Source organism: Pseudomaricurvus alkylphenolicus (genome assembly GCF_011683955.1).
Lineage (GTDB): Bacteria > Pseudomonadota > Gammaproteobacteria > Pseudomonadales > Cellvibrionaceae > Pseudomaricurvus > Pseudomaricurvus alkylphenolicus.
In genome coordinates this window covers 1-18,998 of record NZ_JAAQPI010000020.1, presented here as the reverse complement: position 1 = coordinate 18,998, position 18,998 = coordinate 1, and the positions used below count along the sequence as shown (strand labels likewise).

The window sequence follows — 18,998 nt, the reverse complement described above, 5'->3', positions numbered from 1 at the left end:
ACAGACTCAATTCATACGACAAAGCTCATAGAGCGTATTGAGTCGTCGTTCACTGTCACGTACATAGGGGTTGTTAGTGTCCCAGGCATAACCGGCGAGGATGGAGCTGATCATGGCGCGGACCTCTTTGGACTGTCGCGCTGCAAAAATGATGTCCTGGAAGCGTCCGTCGTACCAGGCCTCAACAAATACCCGGAAGGTATTGATGCCCGCCTGCAGCGGTTGCGCATAACTTTTCTGCCAGTCCACGGTTTCTCCCCGGAGCTGACGATCCAGTGTGCGGGCGGCCAAGCTCGCGGATTTCATGGCAATAGTCACACCGGAGGAAAACACCGGGTCCAGAAACTCGCCTGCATTTCCCAGCAGGGCAAAGCGCTCGCCCCACAGGCGGGACACATCGCTGGCATAGCCGCGAATTTCCCTGGCGGGGGTATCGAATCGGGCGTTGCCCAGCAGCTGCCCGAGTCCGGGATCGGAAGCGATGATTTCCTTCAGTCGAGCATCCAGATCCGCGGTTCTATGGGTAAAAAAGCCATCCTCGGCAACAACACCCACAGAGCTGCGGCCGTTGGCAAACGGAATCAACCAGAACCACACATCTTTGTGCTGATGATGGACGGTGATCAAAATTTTGTCGCGATCAAAACTGCCGCTGTCGATGCGATCTTCCACATGAGTGAATAACGAGGTGCGCAGCGGAAAGCCGGAGGGACGATCAAGATCCAGCAACCGTGGCAGTACGCGACCGAATCCGCTGGCATCCAATACAAACCCGGCTTCCTGCATGTAGGTGTCTCCGGATTCCGAGCGAACCTGAAGCCTGGCTCCCGCGACGCTGATATCAACCCGGGTGATTTCATGCCCCCAAGAAATGGGAACGCCCTGGCGCTCGATTTCCCTGGCCAGGACATCGTCGAAGGGCGCCCGTTGAACCTGAAAAGTAGTTCCCCAACCGGGAGAAAATTTCTGCGTGAAATCGAAGGTGGAGCGCTGCTCCCCGCGCACAAAGGCAGCGCCATTCTTAAAGCGAAAGTGATGGTCCTGAACATTCGCCTGCACTGCCTTCAGAAGGTTGGCTTCCTCAAGGAACTCCATGCACTGAGGCAAGAGGCTTTCACCAATGGAGAAGCGCGGAAAATGTTGACGCTCCAGTACGCGTACTCGATGACCTCTTGCGTGCAGCAGCGATGCGGCGACACTACCGGCAGGACCGGCGCCAATAATGGCAACATCGACGGGAGTGGGGGAGTGAACAGGCATAGCGTCAGGTCCTTGCAGTTGGTGTGACAAAACACGGAGTGAACAGCCACACCGAGATGATTCCGATAAACACGGTTTGTCCAAAGAATTGCAGCACCGGTGTACTGCTCAGAGCCAGCAGTCCGAAGGCGAGCAGGGTCGTGGCCGACGACAGGGAAATGGCCACCCAAGTATGAGGACTGCAACGGCTTTCGGTGAAAAAGATGCTCGCATCCAGGCCGATGCCCAGTATCAACAGCAGTGCCAGCGCATGGAACAGCGTGAAGGGAGCGCCCAGCCATTGTAAACAGGCCAGGGTGACCAGGCTCGCTGTGGCAGGGGCAGCCAAAACCCGCCAGCTGTTTAACCCATAGCGAAAAATCAGTAACCCCATGACCAGAGCATAAGCCAGCAGCAGCCATTGGGTGAGCTGTTGCCGGTAAGTGGCGAGCACCTGCGAAATCTGATCGGCGCGATTGACGAAAACCACGGCAGTGTCCGTGTCCGCCAGCGCCCTCAGTGTTTCCAGCGCCGCTTCGTTCTGAATTCCCGACAAACCGATGATGGAATAGTAGTGCCCGTCAACATCGCCGAGCCACAGTCGCCGATGATATTCCCCCGCGGGCTGCTGGAGCCACTGCCGGGGTAGCAGAGGAGAAGCCTGAGAGTTCTGAGAGAACTGGGAGCGGGCCTGATCTGCGAACGTCGGCAGTCCCATTTTCTCTGCCAGCAGATCCAGCAGACCGCCTTCAGCGTAGATTTGCTGTCGCTGCAGTCTAAGGTTTTCCTCTTGCATCGCGGCGGGAAGAATAACACTGGATACGGCGTTGTAGCCCCGAATGAGTTCTTGTTGCTGCAGCCGTTGCAGTTCTCTGGAGAATGACAATTCGCGTTGCAACAGCAGCTGTGCACTTTGCGCTCGTATCACAAAATACTGCCCTGGATGATCGGCTCCCAGAATGTTCTGGACTCGCGCGTCTTCCTCCAGCAGTTGCGGTGGTGACGTTTGCAACAAACGCAGGTCATCCTGACGGTTCATATTGATGGCTGCCACCAAAGCAACGCTGACCAAGGCGACTAATATCCAGCGGCATCGACCTTGCTCAATGGTGGGCCACCGTCGCAGCCATCTGCACAATGCGGTTACCAAAGATCCGTAAAAGCCTCTACTGGGTTCCGTTGTGTGCGGTGTCAATAACGGTAAACAGCAGATAACCGTGGTCCAGGCCCCCAATAATCCCACGGCCGAAAACAACGCCATCTGCCGCAAACCTGGAAAGGGGGTCATGGCTTGAGCGGAGTAAGCCGCGATGCTGGATGCGAGGCCCAGAGACAAAGCGGGAAGAATACGAAACAAACTTTGCGCTGGAGAATCCCCTGCCAGAGTTTCGCGGCGGGCGCAGAAAAAATGCAATGGATAATCGATGGCAACACCCACCAGACTGGCACCGAAGGCCAAAGTGATCAGGTGGACTTTTTCGAAGAACTGCATGCTGATGGCCAGAGCCAGCAAAACTCCGCTTGCCAGAGGCAGGAACGCCAATAGGATAATGCGCAGGCGCGCAAAGCACAGCCCCAACAGCAATAGGATTCCCAGCGCAGAGCCCAGGCCTATCGTGGAAATTTCCTGACGCGCCTGGCGTGCACCGTAGGCCGCGTGCAGAACCAGACCCGAAGCCAACACCTGGGTGTCTGAATCTGCTTCGGTGCGAATTTGGTGCAACAGATCTGCCACCTGCTGTTGATAGCCGTAAGCGTAGGGTGAATACTTGAGGTGAACGCGGATCAAACGTTGCGATTGCCCTTCGATTTGCCGGGTCAGCCAGTTTTGTCTGGGTTCAAAGGGAGTTTTGGGCATGGCCTGCATTTGCCACAAAAAGTGCAACTGCAACGGGTCTTGGATCAGTTTCGGTCCTATCAACGCCGCCAGTGGGCTGTACAGTCGGCCCAGGGCATCGTTAACCAGGGTGACGTCAGCCCGCTGCAGTTGCTGACTTTGGGCTGGGCTGAGCAACTGATAACGCCAGCGCTCAAGGAACTGTTGGGCGCCAACCAGATCCTGATTTTTGCGCGGTCCTTCCACCCTGGCAAACAGTTTGCTGCTTTCCAATTGCCGCAGCACCCGTTCTGCACTATTCAAACTTAACGCGGCATCTTTTGCTCCGACAATGACCAACAGTTGATCGTCGGCAGCGCCCATCAAGCGTTCTGCGGCGAGCGATTGCGCAGGGTCTTGCTCGGTGGCGGGCAGCAGTGCCAGCAGGTTACTGTCAAATTGATAACCCTGTTGGAACTTGTGCAGAATGCTCGCGCCCGCAGTGCACAAAACCAATAGCCAAAAGGCCAGCCCCAGGTATTGGGCGCGGCGAGAGGTGAGAATGGGAGGCGCGGGCAGGGACATGGTCGAGTGGTTACTGATCCAGGGGCACGGCAGCAGGGGTTAAGCTTATCTCGGTGCGGTCACCGTTGTGCTCCAGCAATTGAATTTGCCTGAGATAGTGGTTGCCCTGCAGGTCGACACGGACGATAGCAGCACTCAATCCGCTCTCCGCTGGGGTCAGGCCCAATTTCCAGCTGTCTTGGTTCAGTTCGCCACGGATGTGAAAGTACTCCTGCAACACAGACCAGTCCGCTGACAGCAGGGCTCGCATGATATTCCCCAGTGACGAGGCGCCCGCCTGGTCGGCGCCCACAGACCAGCTCTCCTTGCCGTCCACCATTTGTGTGATACCTTCCTTGCCAAACGTCAATTGGCTGTGAACCGGTGCCGTGACAGTCCAAACCAGCTCGCCCTCTTCGCTCAGCGCAAAAGTGCCCTCGGAAGCCAGTGGCAGAGGCAAAATTTGCAGGAATTTGCGTTGCTCAAAGGTTCCGGATTGCGGGGAGCTTGGTTGCAGGCGTTTGGAAATGCCGTCCAGCAGTGGCTTATCGGCATGCGCCGGCTGCAGCCAGCAAATGGCTGTCAGCAGAACGGCACAGATACTTGATGCGACCTTCATGGCAGAACACCCAGCTTTTCCAATAACACCGGTGGTGATTCCAGACACATTTCCCGGGTGGCAATATCCACCGCAACTTGTATGGTATGACCGCGGGTCAGCCGGCGACCGCTGGCGCTGTCTCTGATTTCATAGTCAATCTTGAGGCGATTTTCCCACTCGGCCACTCGCGCTCTGGCGGTGACTTTCTGATTGAAAAGCGCAGATTGCGGATATCGAATTCGAAGATCGATGACTGGCCAGGCGTAGCCGGAGTCCTTCATTTGCTGGTAGTTGTAGTCGATTTGATCCAGCAGCGCGCAGCGGGCGATTTCAAAATACTTTACATAATGACCGTGCCAGGCAACTTCCATCATGTCGACATCGTGAAACGGGATGATGATCTCCACCTCAGCTTCATGTCTCTGCTTATCCATTTGCTTTGCTCTCCCGGTAAAGGGGCCAACGTTGGGATTGAATGGCGTGGGTCGTGGTCGATAGTTCCTCATCCAGTGCGCGGTCTTCATCGATAAACGCACTCAGCTGTCGCACTTGTTCGATCATGTCGCTGAGCTCGGGAGACAGTCGCTGCAGATCCAGCTCGCCTTGTTTTACCCGCAGCTCCACACCCTGGCAGGCGGCGAGCAGTGTGGCTGCCGTTACTTGTTCCGTCAGCTGCAGGACTCTCAGGCAGTCTCGCGCGGCAATCGTGCCCATGCTGACCTTGTCCTGGTTATGGCACTCGGTAGAGCGCGAGAACACACTGGCGGGCATGGTGTGCTTCAGAGCTTCTGCGGTCCACGCCGAGCAGCCAATCTGCACCGCTTTAAAACCGTGGTTGATCGCCGCCCGCTCTCCCTGTGCGCCGGACAGATTGGCCGGCAATCCGTGATTGAATTTAGGATCCATCATCTGTGCCATTTGACGATCCAGCAGGTCGGCAATGTTGGCGACAGTATTTTTCAGAGTGTCCATGGCAACGGCGATGTGCCCGCCATAGAAATGACCGCCGTGCAGCACATGCTCGCCGATGCCATCGATGATGGGGTTGTCATTGGCGCTATTGAGTTCGTTTTCGATCAGTTGCCTCGACCACGGCAGTGTGTCCTGCAGTACGCCAATGACATGGGGAGCACAGCGCAGAGAATAGCGATCCTGCAGACGCTTGGGATTGCGGGGTGGTTCACCCACGTGCAGGTCATCGCGCAGCCAGTGCGCGATTTGTTGTTGCCCGCGGTGAGGTTTTACCTGAAAAAGAATTTCATCGAAGTGGTGCGCGTTTCCTTTAGTTGCCAGTGTGGCGAGGGCGGTAATGCGGGTGGCGATTCGGGCAAGGTACTCGGCGCGTTGAAAGGCCAGGCAGGCCAGCCCTGTCATCACCGCTGTGCCATTCATAATCGCCAGGCCCTCTTTGGGACGCAGAGTCAGGGGCTGGATGCCCAGGGACTCAAACACGTCTGCGGTGTTTTTGATGTCGCCCCGATACAGTACCTGGCGCTCACCGCAGAGTACCGCAGCCACATAGGACAATGGCGTGAGATCGCCGCTGGCGCCCACCGAACCTTCCTCCGGAATCAGCGGTAAAATGTCGTTTCGGAACAGGGTTTCAATCTGTTCCAGGAGTTCGAAACTGACACCGGAATAGCCCTGGCACAAAGACGCCAGGCGCGCCGCCAGGACGGCACGTGTCATTTCGGGCGAGAGGATGTTGCCCATGCCACAGCCGTGAAAGGTGTAGAGATGACGAGGCAGCTCTGCCACAAGTTGCGGCGGAATCGCGACGGTGCAGGAGTCGCCGTAGCCCGTTGTGACTCCGTAGATCTCACCGTCTTCAACCAGCAAACGATCAAGAAAGTCACTGCCGGCTTCGATCAGTTGTCGGAATTCGGCCTGCCGGCTGAGCTGCAGTTGCTGTTCGCCACTGGCCAGTTTTGCGATGCATTCAATGGTGAGTGGCGTGTTATCAAAAGTGATTGTCATGTTGAGGAGCTGTCATAAACCTGGTCTGCCTGTGCCCGAGACCAGAAAGGATAGAAGTTATTCCACTGCAACGGATAGCGGAGCGTGTAATGTGCCAGGCGTTGGGCGAATTGAGTGGTCCAGTGCCTGAGGTCGGCGTCACGGTTGTTGCGGGACAAACGAATGCGCTCGGCAAATTTCTCGAAAAATATTTCGTAACCATCTTCGCCTTTGGCACAAAACATCAGGTAAACCGGGCAGCGCAATACCGAGGCAAGAATGTAAGGTCCTTGCGGAAACGCGGCCGGGGCGCCAAGGAAATCAACATCAGTCTGTCGGCCGCCGTTTACCGGAGTGCGATCACCGGCGATCACCACAACCTCGCCGGCGCTCAGTTTATCGTTCAGTAACATGGCCGTTGCCGGAGAGACATCGGTAACCTGCAACAGATTGAGATGGTTATCGTTGTCCAGATCATTCATTAGTCGATTGAACTTTTCCGCATGCTTGGTGTGCACGAGAATATTCAGGCGAATGCGTTTACTGCTGTCGGCGAGCGCGCGGCAGACTTCGAGGTTGCCGAGGTGGGAAACGATCACCAGGGCTCCCTGTTGCCGGTCCACCATTTGCAGAAAATCGTCTCGGCGGTGAAAACGCACGTTGTCGTAGTTAAATGCACCCGTCCACGCGGCCAGCTTATCCAGCAGATTGCGGCCGAAGTGCAAAAAGTGGCTGAAGCTTTGCTGCCAGAGCGGTGTCGACGCCGGCAGGGCCCCCTGTTGCCTGACCCGATTCAGATAGTCCATGGAGGCGCTTCGAGCCTGTCGGCGGGCCAGGAAAAAATAAGTGATAACGGGGTAAAGCAATAGGCCAAACGCCCAGCGCCCCAATACGCGATAGACGAAAAACATGACTTTCATGCCCAGCAGTGCACCGGATTCCTGCACCTGAGACCAATGACGGTCAGCCATGGGCGCACTCCTGACTTGAGCGGTGTTTACGCCAGAGCAGGCGCGGCAGTCGCACCAGCATGCCAAAGAACAGATTGGCGTGCATACGGCTGATAAGCGCATTGTCACGCCAGGGCGCGAAGTGGGAAACGCCATCGATGGGATAGGACACGGCCGTGGGTACATTGATCACCTGCCCCTTTCTCCAAACCCAGCGCACCATAATTTCCGGGTCAAAGTCCATACGGTCGCCGGTATGTTCCTGGTCGATCAACTCGACGACAGCTTCCAGGGGATAGAGTCGAAACCCGCACATGGAATCTTTGATCGCCAGCGAGAGGCTGTTAATCCATATCCATACGTGAGTCAGATAGCGGGCGTAATAGCGAAGCCTGGGAACACTGTCGTCGTAGATCGGGCAGCCGCAAACAATGGCATTGGGGTGTTGGCGCCCTTGGTCGATGAAGCGCTCCACATCACCGGTGTCGTGTTGGCCGTCGGCATCGATCTGGAGTCCGTGGGAAAAACCCTGCTGCAGTGCCAGGCGAAGCCCCGCTTTGACGGCGCCGCCTTTGCCGCGATTGTCCGGCAGGGTTAACAGTTCCACATTGGACTTGTCGTCAGCCAATTGCTCCAGTACTTGCCGGCATGCCGGGCTGCTGCCATCGTTAACCAAAATAACCGGCAAGCCGCTGGACTCAAGTCGTTGCACAATAATGCCTACCGCGTCTTCGTGGTTATACACCGGTATTACGATGCAAGGCCGAAGCGGGACATGATTCTGGCTGGCGCCGTTCATCCTGCCTGCCTTTTCAATAGGATACGACCGCTGGCGTGTTGGCCGCGCTCCGAGGTATAGGTAAAGAAAATCTTGTCTTTGTCCTGGTCGTAGGTGAGCTGCAGAATCAGATCCTGTTCGGGCACGACAATCTGCTGGAACTTCAGCGCGTCCATGCCGGCAAATTCGCCCTTGGGGTCAAAGGCCTGCTGTGCGAAATGTTGGGCCCAATGCAGTTGCACCACACCGGGCAGGATTGGGGCTTTGTCAAAGTGGCCATCAAAGAATTTCAAGTCGGCGGGAACACGCAGCTGCAACTCCAATTGATGCCCGTTTTGTTGGCGCCGAATTTGTTGCGGTAGTTCCGGGCCAGTGCCAGGCATAAACATCTCCATAAGTGTTTGCTGTACCAGTTTGCCCTGACTGTTGTAGGGGAGCTGTTCAGGGTAGCGCCAGCGTCTTGGCAGCAGTGGCAACTCAAAATGCGACAGCAACTGTTGTCTCAGGTGACGGTTGAGGCCGGCCTTGCCCTGTTGCTGCAGAACTGCCTTGCCTTGCGTGCTAAGCACGGCGACAGCGGCAATTTCCACCCGCTGACGTTCAAGCACCAACAGCCGTACCGCTTCGATCTCGGGGCACCGCAATAGCTGCCTTTCCATTTCGTCCAGGGACAGGCGTTTGCCCTCCACCTTGGCGATTCGGTCCACCCGGCCCTGTAAACGAAAGCGACCTTCTGAATCCAGCTGCGCCCGGTCCGCTGTGGTGTACCATTGACGCGGGTCTGGCAGGTGTTGCGAACGCACCTGCAGGCAACCACTGTCGGTATCGCGCTGTAGGTTCACACCTGGCAGTGGTTGCCATTGGGGTTCGCTATCAATCTGTTGCTGACGCCAGGCTATGCCGCCGGTTTCGGAGCTGCCATAGACTTCATTGACACCGCACCCAAACTTCTGCAGCGCATCGAGGCTGGCATCCCTTGACAGTGGTGCCCCGGAACTGAAGATAGCAGTGAGGTTGCTGCTGCTCGCAGCGGGCAGCTGCGGTGGAATACGGGACAAATGCGAAGGACTGCTGATCAGTATCCGTGGCCCTTGCGTCCACTGGCGCTCTTGTAACTGCTCCAGAAATTCACAGGTATTTGCATCAAAACACCAACCGGCACACAGCGGCAGCAAAACCCGGAACAACAGGCCATAGATATGTTGATGGCTTACTGTTGCGATCACCAGAGGGGTGCCGTTGGTTGCCTGTCCCCACAGTTGGTGGAGGTGATTGAGTTCAGATTCCAGTTGCGGCAGTGACTTGGTGATGGCAACCGGATCGCCGGAGGAACCCGAGGTGAATATGCGCAGTGCGCAGTGATCTCGATTTGTCGCCAGCGGCAGCAGTGACTGATCAGGCAGTTCCGCGGCGCCGGACCCGGGGGGCGACAGGGGTTGAATCCCGGTCTGGCGATGGTCAAAATCGCCAATGAAACCGTCCACCATTCCCGTCAGGGCCTGTAATGTTTGCGGCTGGGCGTTGCCAGGCAGGTACACCTCTTTTCCCAGTGACCAGAGCGCCAACAGAATGGCGGCAAACTCGCCCGTGTCGGAATGGTGCAATGCCCATATTTGGTGCCTGTGTTGGGTCAGCAGTTGTCGCCATTGTTCAACGCGAAGCAGCCAGTCGTGGTGGCTTTGGAGCGCACCTGAACGCAAGCATTGGGCGAACTGCGCAGGGGGGCGGGTTAACAGCTCTCCCAGTGGGAAATAATCAGGCGACTTCATAGTGAGTTTCCAGAGGCTCTGCGCTGCACACGCTGGCGCACCAGCCATTCGCCGGCAAACAAAAGCGCCATGAGTAGGTAAGCGATCAACCCGTTGTATAGTGCCCAGACTTCCGTACTTGCCCACAGCGATGTCAGCAACGCCATAGTACCGTTAATGCAGAAAAAAGCGCACCACACCTGCGTGACCTTGCGGGTATAGCGAATGGCTGCGTCCGGGAGATCGGGCTCGCGCAGTCTCGCCATGCGTTCCACCGCACTCGGGGGGAATTTCAAACTCCAGCCAAACAGGGTCAGCAAACTCAGATTGACGAGTACGGGATAAAGTTTTAGCCCCAGGTCGCTGCCCGTGATCCAGGTGGCCAGTGCCATGAGTGCCAAAATCGGCAACCACAACCAGTGATTCATTGGATTGTCGCCTTGCACCAAAAGGCGCAGGCCCGCCAACAGTACCAGCAGGACGATCAGTTGTTGGGCTTCAAAGGTCTGCAGGCCGGTATACACGGCAAGCGGATACAACAGAGTAACCAGGCCGAGCAACACTTTTACCGTCATGGACATAAGGGAGTTATCTCGCCGGAGCCGGGAGAGCGACTAGCGTCCGGCCATTAATTCTTCGACCGCGTCCACGACGTCGCCCACGGTGCGCACGCTTTTGAATTCTTCCGGCTTGATTTTTTTGCCGGTCATTTTCTTAAGCTCTACCACCAGGTCAACGGCATCGATGCTGTCAATATCCAGATCTTCATAGAGGTGGGAGCCTGGCTGAATATCCAAATCGTCCAATTCGAACAACTCAATCAAGACACTGATGATCTTGTCCTGAATTTCATCTCTAGTCATTTTACTTTCTCATGCGTGTTTCTGAATGTGACAAAGGGAATTACTGTCCGGCCTGGTGCTCGGTCACCAGCGCCACCAGACTCATCACATTGGCAAAGTGTTTCTTGGTTTCCTCCGAGTCGGCGTCGAGTTTTATGCCGTAGCGCTTTTGCAGTGCCAGCCCCAGTTCCAGCGCATCGATGGAATCGAGGCCCAAGCCTTCAACAAACAGGGGTTCGTCAGAGATGATATCGTCGACGCTGATGTCCTCCAGGTCCAGGGTGTCGATAATGAGTTGTTTCAGTTCCTGTTCCAATGCGTTCATGCTTGGCATAACTCCTGGCTAAAATACTGTTCTAAGAATCTTGTGAGTTGGCGTGCGGCCAGTGAAGGCGCCTGTTCTTCCAGGTAGGGTGCGACCGGAAGTTGCGGCTGCAGCTTTAGCGCCACATGAAAGCGGCGCTCGGGGATCTGATACCACTTCAGATCCTTGGTCAGTGTACTGGGCTCACAGGTGATGACCACCGGTGTAATGGGGCAATTGCAACGCAGAGCGATGTTAGCTGCACCACGTCGCATGGTAATTGGTTGCCCCGGGGTTGTGCGGGTGCCTTCGGGAAAGACAATCAGGCTGTTGCCCCTGTCCAGGGATTGGCGGGCCAGTTCGATCACCTGTTCGGAGCTGTCGTTGGCAATGTAATTGGCAACGCTGATAGGGCCGATCATAAAAGGATTGCGCAACAGACTGCTTTTGACCACACAGTCCGCCCGTTTAATAAAGGCGATCAGAAACACGACATCAATTAACGATGGGTGGTTGGCGAGAATTAATTGACCGGGCCGGTTCAACAGTTCACGTTGTTCGACGTTGTAAGTTAACAGCCCCAGCCCGCGCATGATTTCCACAAACCCCCGAAACGCATAGTGGAGCGCCGCTTTCGCCCGCATCTCGCGAGCTCCGGGGCCTCCGGGCAGCAAGTAGAGTGTCGGCACCACAATCAAGGGCAGGATCAGTCCGCCTATGCCAAAGGTGCTAAAGGCAATAGCCGTACCGATCAAGCGCCAGGCCCAATTGAGTTTCTGTTTCATGGCTCTGTAACCTGCAGTTTGCACCAACGCCAGGTGTGGCGAGCACTTGCCAGGGTGAGTTGCTGTTGTTTCTGCAGTAAGAGCAGGCGCACAAGCTGCAGGGCTTCGGGCTCGTCGCCGCCTTTTGCAAGGAGCGCTCCCTGGGCAGTATCCGGTGAGAGCACTTGTAATTCGAGTGGGCAGGCCCCTGGCGCTGGATTGTCGCCGACATAAATAACCAGTGCCAGCGCATAAGGGCGAGCGGGGGGCATATCATCGCGTGGATATGGGGACGGCAGCGGTTCGTCGTAAATCACGCACAGAGCCTGGCGATTGTCCTGTTCCCGGGCAATCAATGCCGCTTCAAGCAGGGCTGCGCTGACTTCTCCGTCCTCACAGGCCAGGGCGGTCATCGGGCTGGGGTCTTTTGTGGCCATTGAGAGCAGGCCGCCAATGGCATTGTGAACAGACAGACTGAACTGCGTCGGCGACAGCGGTTGCTGCCCGGCCACTTCCGTCAGCAACTGCACGGTTCTCTCCAGTTCGCCATGCTGGCTGCAAAAGACACTGGCAATGCCTGGGTTGGCCCGTGCCAGTGGCGCCGCGACGGCGAGAGCCATTTTGCCCAGGCTGCTCAGGCGTCGCCGCAGCATAGGGGGGATGCCCTCGGCTTTGGGAGCTGTGGCCTGATCAAGGGGCGTACGCAAATCCTCTGCCCATTCATCCCATTGTTCCCGGGTTTCCACGCCTGGCGTCCATGCGTTCCAGGCGTTGATGGTGAGCTGAATGGTGTTCATAAGTTCTCTAAATAACGACGCGGGCGGAGGTGGCGTGCACCGTCTTGGGGTTTCGGTGCGCAAGTGAACCCAACTGCGGCTATCGACGTCCAAATTGTCCGGAAAAAGACGCGTATTTTACCCTGTCGCCCGTGAGTGGCAAGCACCCAATATGGACAGATGGTCGGGTTTGGTGCAGAAGGATCTCCGCTTAGGCTATACTGCGGCGCTTACCAAGCGATATGCAGGAGGCAAACATGCGGTTAAGAACCTTGATGCTGGGGCTGACACTGGTCACCAGTACTGCTCTGGTAGACGCCAGAGACACCAAACATCTCTATTCCATCAAATCCGCCATGAACACGCCAGCGGCCAAGGAAAAGTTGAACGAGGGCGTTAAGTTCTATTTTGGTGACAAGGCTCCCAAGGTGAAGGAGGAGTACGGCAGCTATGTCTCCAACCGCAAAACCAATGCCTTTAACAAGTCCGATCTGGAAGCCTGCGAGTGGGTGTTCCTGTCTTCGATGCTGGCATTGCAGGAGCGTGCGCTGAACGAGGGCGGAGACGCGGTGATCAATATCCACAGCTACTACAAGAAGAAGCCCTATCACAGTAACGAAAAGTACGAATGTCATGCCGGTGCCGTGATGGCTGGTGTGGCGCTGAAGGGTACGGTTGTCAAACTCAAATAACAGCGACAAGGCACCCGTATCACTGTGGTGGACCAGGGTGCCGGATCTTGGAGCCACTCCCAGTCACAGCCTTGATGACTTCGCCAATGAGTTGAGTGAGTCCGAGCAGGAGCGTTTGCGAGGCATGCGCAGCCGTCGGCGCCGGCAGGTATACCTCAGTGGCCATCGGCTGTTGCGGCGGGCATTGGATCAGTTTGAGCCCGCTTGGCGGGCCAACGGTGATATTGAACATATGGAGGGGCGGCCACCACAGTTCGGAGGTAACGGCGAGGCTCCCTTGGCCTTCAACATCAGTCACAGTGGCAACACGGTCGGCTGTGCCATCAGTCGTACCGGCCCCGTCGGGTTTGACCTGGAAATACCGACCCGGCCACGCCAGTTGCTGGAACTGGCCCGGGAATACTTCGCGCCCGCAGAATACCAGCGGCTGCGGGGTCTTGATCCCCCAGCGCTTGCCGAACACTTTTATCAGCTCTGGACACTCAAGGAAAGCCGGCTCAAGGCCCGCTGCGGTGAACTGCTGGATGGCGGCATGCGTCAGGAGTTGGTGCCTGCAACAGCGGTTGGGGGGCTGGCCTGGTACAGCTACGGTTTCTGCTTCCAGGAGGGCTTTGGGGCGCTTACCGTGCCGGAACCTTTGTCAGAGCCCATTGGTTCGCACCAATGGCTGCAGACTGAGGGGCGCTGGCGGGCACAGTCGCTGCCCACAAGCTTCTTTGCTCCGCCAGACCTAGTGTCGTGAATCCGAAGTTCGTTGAAAAATTCCTTCGCCAAAAATTGGATAACGGCGTTGGCTGTACTTGACGTAGCACCACTACGCCTGCGTCCAGCCGCCTTGTTCTCCAGTTTTTGGCTTTGAAATTAATTCAACGAACTTCGGATTCACGACACAGAGGGCCCCTGACAGCCTTTTATCGGTGCAATAGAGGCCGCAGGAAGTGACCGGTATGCGAGGCTGAGCACTCTGCGATCTGTTCCGGCGTACCGGTAGCAATAATCTGGCCCCCGCCACTGCCACCTTCGGGCCCGAGGTCCACAATCCAGTCGGCAGTCTTGACCACATCCAGATTGTGCTCAATCACGACGATGGTATTGCCGTGATCACGCAGTCGGTGCAGTACGTTCAAGAGCTGCTGGATATCGTGAAAATGCAGGCCGGTGGTGGGCTCATCGAGAATATACAGGGTCTTGCCGGTATCGCGTTTGGACAGTTCCTTGGCCAGCTTGACCCGTTGCGCTTCACCTCCGGATAGGGTGGTGGCGGCCTGTCCCAGGCGAATATAGGACAGGCCCACGTCCATCAGGGTTTGCAGTTTTTTGGCAATGGCAGGAATTGCATCGAAGAACTCGCGTGCGTCCTCCACCGTCATATCCAGGGTTTCGTGAATACTCTTGCCCTTATATTTGATCTCAAGGGTTTCGCGGTTATAGCGCTTGCCCTTGCAGACATCACAGGGTACGTAGACGTCGGGCAGGAAATGCATTTCCACTTTGACCACGCCATCACCCTGACAGGCTTCGCAGCGCCCACCCTTGACATTAAAGCTGAAACGTCCCGGCTTATAGCCGCGCGAGCGAGCTTCCTGGGTGCCGGCAAACAGCTCCCGCATGGGAGTAAAGATGCCGGTGTAGGTGGCGGGATTGGAGCGAGGTGTGCGGCCGATAGGGCTCTGGTCGATATCCACGCATTTATCGAACAGCTCCATATTGTGCACAGCGCTGTGTTGCGCTGGCGTCAGGGTTGATGCCCCATTCAGCGCGGTGGCAGCCAGCGGGTACAGAGTCGCGTTGATCAGCGTTGACTTGCCAGAGCCCGACACACCGGTGACGCAGGTCATCAGGCCCGCAGGAATCTTCAGGGTTACGTCCTGCAGGTTGTTGCCACGCGCGCCTTCCAGAATCAGCTCCCGGTCTTCGGGGTAAGGCGTGCGTTTTTTGGGGACGGCGATCTCCTCTTCACCCGACAGATATTTACCCGTCAGGGAATTGGGGTTGGCCATTACCTCAGCAAGTGTGCCCTGGGCGACGATCTCACCGCCGTGCACGCCCGCCCCCGGCCCGATGTCCAGAATAAAGTCGGCCTGGCGGATGGCATCCTCATCGTGTTCCACCACAATCACGGTGTTGCCCAGATCCCGCAGGTGGTTGAGCGTATTGAGCAAGCGATCATTATCCCGTTGGTGCAGACCAATGGAGGGTTCATCGAGAATGTACATGACGCCGACCAGTCCGGCCCCAATCTGGCTGGCCAGGCGAATGCGCTGGGCTTCACCGCCGGAGAGTGTATCGGCACTGCGGTTGAGGGTCAGGTAGTTGAGCCCCACATCCACCAGAAAACGGAAGCGGTCGCGCAGCTCTTTCAGGATCTTGTCGGCAATTTCCGCTTTGGAACCTTCAAACACCAGCTGTTCAAAATAGTCGAAGGCTTCGCCCACGGGCAGATCGGTAATTTCCGGCAGTGTGCGTTCATCCACAAACACACTGCGAGCGTCTTTGCGCAGACGGGTGCCTTCACACTCCGGACAGTGCTGGGAGGAAACGTATTTGGCCAGTTCTTCGCGAACGCTCTGGGATTCGGTCTCCTTGTAGCGCCGGCTCATGTTGTTAATCACACCTTCGAAGGTGTGATTTCGCTGGTAGGTGTCGCCCTTATCGTTGGTATAGGTGAAGTTGATAACTTCTTTGCCGGAGCCATACAGCACTGCTTTGCGGTGCTTCTTATCCAGCTCCTGCCAAGGCGTGTCTATGGAGAATCCATAGTGATCGGACAGCGACTTTAACAGGTGGAAGTAGTAGAAGTTGCGTCGGTCCCAGCCGCGAATGGCACCCTCGGCCATGGAGGCCTCCGGGAATTGCACCACTTTGCTTTCATCAAAGAACTGACTGACCCCCAAACCATCGCAGCTGGGGCAGGCTCCGGCCGGGTTATTAAACGAGAACAGCCTTGGCTCCAACTCAGTAAGTGAGTAGTCACATACTGGGCAGGCGTGTTTGGCCGAGAAGGTGCGATCATCATCTTCACCATCCATAAAGCTGATGGTGGCGAGGCCATCGGTCAGCTGCAGGGCGGTTTCAAAGGATTCGGCCAGCCGGATCTGCAAATCGTCGCGAACCTTGAAACGGTCTACCACCACCTCAATGGTGTGCTTTTTCTTTTTGTCCAGTTCCGGCGTATCGTCCAGATCCACCACCAGACCATCGATACGGGCGCGAATAAAACCGTCCCGGCGCAGTTGCTCAAAGGTGTGTTGGTGTTCCCCTTTACGATCGCGAACCACTGGCGCCAGCAGCATAATCTTGGTGCCTTCGGGCAGGGCCATGACCTGATCGACCATTTCGCTGATGGTTTGTGCCGCCAGGGGCTCGCCGTGGATCGGGCAGCGGGGTTCGCCGACCCGGGCAAACAACAGGCGCAGATAGTCGTAGATTTCGGTAATGGTTCCCACCGTGGAGCGGGGATTGTGAGAGGTGGATTTCTGTTCGATGGAAATGGCGGGGCTTAACCCCTCCACATGGTCCACATCGGGCTTTTCCATCATCGACAGAAACTGGCGCGCATAGGTGGAGAGTGATTCCACGTAGCGGCGCTGACCCTCGGCATAGAGGGTGTCAAAGGCCAGGGAGGACTTGCCGGAGCCCGATAGCCCGGTGATGACAATCAATTTGTCCCGGGGCAGGTCTATATCGATGTTTTTCAGGTTGTGGGTGCGCGCACCGCGAACGTAAATCGTATCCACAGAAGGTCCTGTCCAGCTCTCTCAATCGGCAAACCGGCAAGTATACGCGTTTTTGCCGACAATTTTGCAGTGTTCCCGCAGGTGCTGCTGACAGATCTTGTCAGGAGGGCTCTATAGGGCAATTTTGCTCGATTTGACAGTTGATTCATCCATCAATAGAACGAAATATTACAAGGACTGTAACAAAAAGTTCACAATAGAAAAGGAAACTTCAACCGATATACATTTTACCGCGGGGGGCAGGAAGCTCCTTTGAGCGCTGCGCGCTTAAAAAGCCTCATAAAATCAAAAACCTATGCGAATTTCGCGGGGCATCATCGGACACGGTTGAGGACCAGCAGTGTCTGTCCAGGGGTTTAAGCATCCATACTCAGGTTCATGATTGTTATGAAACTCAAGGTTCGCACCAAACTGGTGTTACTTATTGTGCTGCCGATGGTGGTCGCACTCACTATTGCCGCGCTGGGATTAACAACGCTCTCGACGGTCACGACCACAGCGACACGCCTTACCGAGGAGCGTCTGATTCCTGCCCTGCGGCTGGATTTTATCGCGCGTCAGTACACACAAAATGTGGTGGATCTGGCCCATAAAACCCGGGCACAGATGATGTTTTGGTCAGAAGCGCGAACCCAAATCCTGGAGGCTGAGCAGAAGATTGCCAGTGAATGGCAGATTTATCTGGACGGGGATCTGAGCCAGGAAGAGCAGGATATTTTGGCCAAGTACCCCGATGCGATTGATCAGGCGGCCGGAACGATTCAAAAGCTGCAGGGTTTTATCGCAGAGCAGTCGTCCTATGGAATGGGCAATTATGTGGATTTGGAACTCTACACGGAGATTGATCCTGTCCTGCATATGATCCATGAACTGGAGGAGGTGCAGCGCGAGTTGGCGAACCAGGCCAGTGCTCAGGCGGGGGCAGTCTCGGACGAAGGGGCGACGATGCTTAAGGCGGCGGTGGTCGCACTGTCCATTATTTCGATTGCTTTGGGCTGGTGGTTGAATACGGGTATTACCCGTCGAATGAATCGAATGCTGAATGTGATCACCGAGATCGAGCAGAGTAAGGATCTGTCGATCAGGGCCCAGCTGCCGGAGGGTGATGAATTTGGTGATATGGGGCGCCGCTTTGATCGCATGATGTCGGAGATTGGTCAGTTGATGGCTCAGGTGCAGTTGATGGGACGTGAGCTGTCCCAATCGGCGGATAAGTTGCTGAGTGTGAATGAGCAGGCCACCCGTCAATCGGAGCAGCAGTCCGATGAGATCGCGCAAATGGTCGAGGGCATGGGGCAGGTGCATACCTCTGCGGATGTTGTGGTGCAGAATGTGATGGCGGCGGATTCAGTGAGTCAGGAGGCTCAGACTCTGGCATTGGATGGGAATAAGACAGTGCTGGATACGGTTGAGGCGATCAACAATGTGGCGAGCTTTGTGAAGAGTGCCGCAGACGGGATGGATAATCTGAAACGTGACAGTGAGAATATTGGCACGGTTCTGGAAGTGATCAAGTCTATCGCGGATCAGACCAATTTGCTGGCGTTGAATGCGGCGATTGAAGCGGCTCGTGCAGGTGAGCAGGGTCGTGGTTTCGCGGTGGTGGCGGACGAGGTGCGTCAGTTGGCGAGCCGCACGTCGGATTCGACCCAGGAGATTCAGGTGATTATCGATAATATTCAGCAGGGCACTCAGCAGGCATCGCAGCAGATGTTGGAGGGTGTTGACGCGACGGAGTCGGCGGTGTCTGCGGCTCAGATGGCGGGGGAGTCTTTGGGCAGTATTATGGAGGGGTTCTCCACGATCGGGGCCCGTTCCGGGGATATCCGCTCGGCCAGTGATGAGCAGCGGCAGGTGGTTTCTCGGGTTGGCAGTGGTGCTGAGCGAATTGATCAGTTGGCGCAGCAGGGGGCGGAGTTATCGACGGATGCCCTGCAGACCAGTCGTTCAGTATCGGATCTGGCTCAGCAATTGGGCCAGAAACTTGGGGCATTCCGGGTTTAATCGTTTTTCTTCAGTTTAAGAGCATGGATGCTCGCCTGGTTATTTGGATTTTCGGGAGGCTTTGTGGGCTGTTTGAGGCCAAGTCTAATGGTGGCAGTGCGCCATAACCGGAAGTTCATAATCCTGGTTCAGGGCACCATGGGCGTTCGATAATGTCCGCAACGGCCGCACGACGTAGGGTGGATTAGAAGCGCTTTGCGCTTCGTAATCCACCGATCCGCCGAAGG

17 protein-coding genes are annotated in these 18,998 nt (G+C 56.2%); 3 read left to right on the top strand and 14 right to left on the bottom strand.

Annotated features, from left to right (window positions below):
* Positions 1-6: 6 nt before the first annotated feature.
* Genes HBA55_RS31830 through HBA55_RS31770 form a run of 13 tightly spaced genes read right to left on the bottom strand, consistent with a single transcriptional unit; the run spans position 7 to position 12,359 of the window.
* Positions 7-1,260, bottom strand: coding sequence for an NAD(P)/FAD-dependent oxidoreductase (locus HBA55_RS31830; RefSeq protein WP_166999789.1), 1,254 nt, complete (start codon positions 1,258-1,260; stop codon positions 7-9).
* Positions 1,261-1,264: 4 nt separating this feature from the next.
* Positions 1,265-3,640: an MMPL family transporter gene (locus HBA55_RS31825; RefSeq protein ID WP_166999788.1), complete on the bottom strand. Its 2,376-nt coding sequence runs from the start codon at positions 3,638-3,640 to the stop codon at positions 1,265-1,267.
* 10 nt (positions 3,641-3,650) lie between these two features.
* Entirely contained in the window at positions 3,651-4,238 is a 588-nt protein-coding gene (locus tag HBA55_RS31820) for a LolA family protein (protein WP_166999787.1), read from the bottom strand.
* Positions 4,235-4,654 carry an acyl-CoA thioesterase gene (locus HBA55_RS31815; RefSeq protein WP_166999786.1) on the bottom strand — a complete coding sequence of 140 codons (420 nt, stop codon included), beginning with the start codon at positions 4,652-4,654 and terminating at the stop codon, positions 4,235-4,237. The genes HBA55_RS31820 and HBA55_RS31815 overlap by 4 nt, the downstream gene beginning before the upstream one ends.
* Positions 4,647-6,197, bottom strand: a complete 1,551-nt coding sequence (locus HBA55_RS31810) for an HAL/PAL/TAL family ammonia-lyase (RefSeq protein WP_166999785.1) — start codon at positions 6,195-6,197, stop codon at positions 4,647-4,649. The genes HBA55_RS31815 and HBA55_RS31810 overlap by 8 nt, the downstream gene beginning before the upstream one ends.
* A complete protein-coding gene (locus tag HBA55_RS31805) occupies positions 6,194-7,147 on the bottom strand; it encodes an LpxL/LpxP family acyltransferase (protein ID WP_166999784.1) in 954 nt (317 codons plus the stop codon). The genes HBA55_RS31810 and HBA55_RS31805 overlap by 4 nt, the downstream gene beginning before the upstream one ends.
* On the bottom strand, positions 7,140-7,925 hold the full coding sequence (locus tag HBA55_RS31800; protein WP_166999783.1) for a glycosyltransferase family 2 protein: 786 nt from the start codon (positions 7,923-7,925) through the stop codon (positions 7,140-7,142). The genes HBA55_RS31805 and HBA55_RS31800 overlap by 8 nt, the downstream gene beginning before the upstream one ends.
* Complete coding sequence (locus tag HBA55_RS31795) at positions 7,922-9,673, bottom strand: ApeI family dehydratase (protein ID WP_166999782.1); 1,752 nt, start codon at positions 9,671-9,673, stop codon at positions 7,922-7,924. Before HBA55_RS31795 ends, HBA55_RS31800 begins: the two co-directional genes overlap by 4 nt.
* Positions 9,670-10,233, bottom strand: coding sequence for a COG4648 family protein (locus HBA55_RS31790; protein ID WP_206020077.1), 564 nt, complete (start codon positions 10,231-10,233; stop codon positions 9,670-9,672). Before HBA55_RS31790 ends, HBA55_RS31795 begins: the two co-directional genes overlap by 4 nt.
* 33 nt (positions 10,234-10,266) lie before the next feature.
* Positions 10,267-10,515, bottom strand: a complete 249-nt coding sequence (locus HBA55_RS31785) for an acyl carrier protein (RefSeq protein ID WP_166999781.1) — start codon at positions 10,513-10,515, stop codon at positions 10,267-10,269.
* A gap of 40 nt (positions 10,516-10,555) precedes the next feature.
* Entirely contained in the window at positions 10,556-10,819 is a 264-nt protein-coding gene (locus HBA55_RS31780; RefSeq protein WP_166999780.1) for a phosphopantetheine-binding protein, read from the bottom strand.
* Positions 10,816-11,583, bottom strand: coding sequence for a lysophospholipid acyltransferase family protein (locus HBA55_RS31775; protein WP_166999779.1), 768 nt, complete (start codon positions 11,581-11,583; stop codon positions 10,816-10,818). Before HBA55_RS31775 ends, HBA55_RS31780 begins: the two co-directional genes overlap by 4 nt.
* Positions 11,580-12,359: a beta-ketoacyl synthase chain length factor gene (locus HBA55_RS31770; protein ID WP_166999778.1), complete on the bottom strand. Its 780-nt coding sequence runs from the start codon at positions 12,357-12,359 to the stop codon at positions 11,580-11,582. Before HBA55_RS31770 ends, HBA55_RS31775 begins: the two co-directional genes overlap by 4 nt.
* A gap of 236 nt (positions 12,360-12,595) precedes the next feature.
* On the opposite strand from HBA55_RS31770, the gene HBA55_RS31765 reads away from it, so the two are divergent.
* Positions 12,596-13,030 carry an excinuclease ATPase subunit gene (locus HBA55_RS31765; RefSeq protein ID WP_166999777.1) on the top strand — a complete coding sequence of 145 codons (435 nt, stop codon included), beginning with the start codon at positions 12,596-12,598 and terminating at the stop codon, positions 13,028-13,030.
* On the top strand, positions 13,014-13,772 hold the full coding sequence (locus HBA55_RS31760; RefSeq protein WP_166999776.1) for a 4'-phosphopantetheinyl transferase family protein: 759 nt from the start codon (positions 13,014-13,016) through the stop codon (positions 13,770-13,772). The genes HBA55_RS31765 and HBA55_RS31760 overlap by 17 nt, the downstream gene beginning before the upstream one ends.
* 169 nt (positions 13,773-13,941) lie before the next feature.
* Here the strand turns inward: HBA55_RS31760 and uvrA are convergent, their stop codons facing one another.
* Positions 13,942-16,767: an excinuclease ABC subunit UvrA gene (gene uvrA / locus HBA55_RS31755; protein ID WP_166999775.1), complete on the bottom strand. Its 2,826-nt coding sequence runs from the start codon at positions 16,765-16,767 to the stop codon at positions 13,942-13,944.
* Positions 16,768-17,154: 387 nt separating this feature from the next.
* Between uvrA and HBA55_RS31750 the strand changes: the two genes are divergently transcribed.
* The gene (locus HBA55_RS31750; RefSeq protein WP_166999774.1) at positions 17,155-18,771 is read left to right on the top strand and encodes a methyl-accepting chemotaxis protein; all 1,617 of its coding nucleotides are present in this window, start codon (positions 17,155-17,157) and stop codon (positions 18,769-18,771) included.
* Positions 18,772-18,998: the final 227 nt, after the last annotated feature.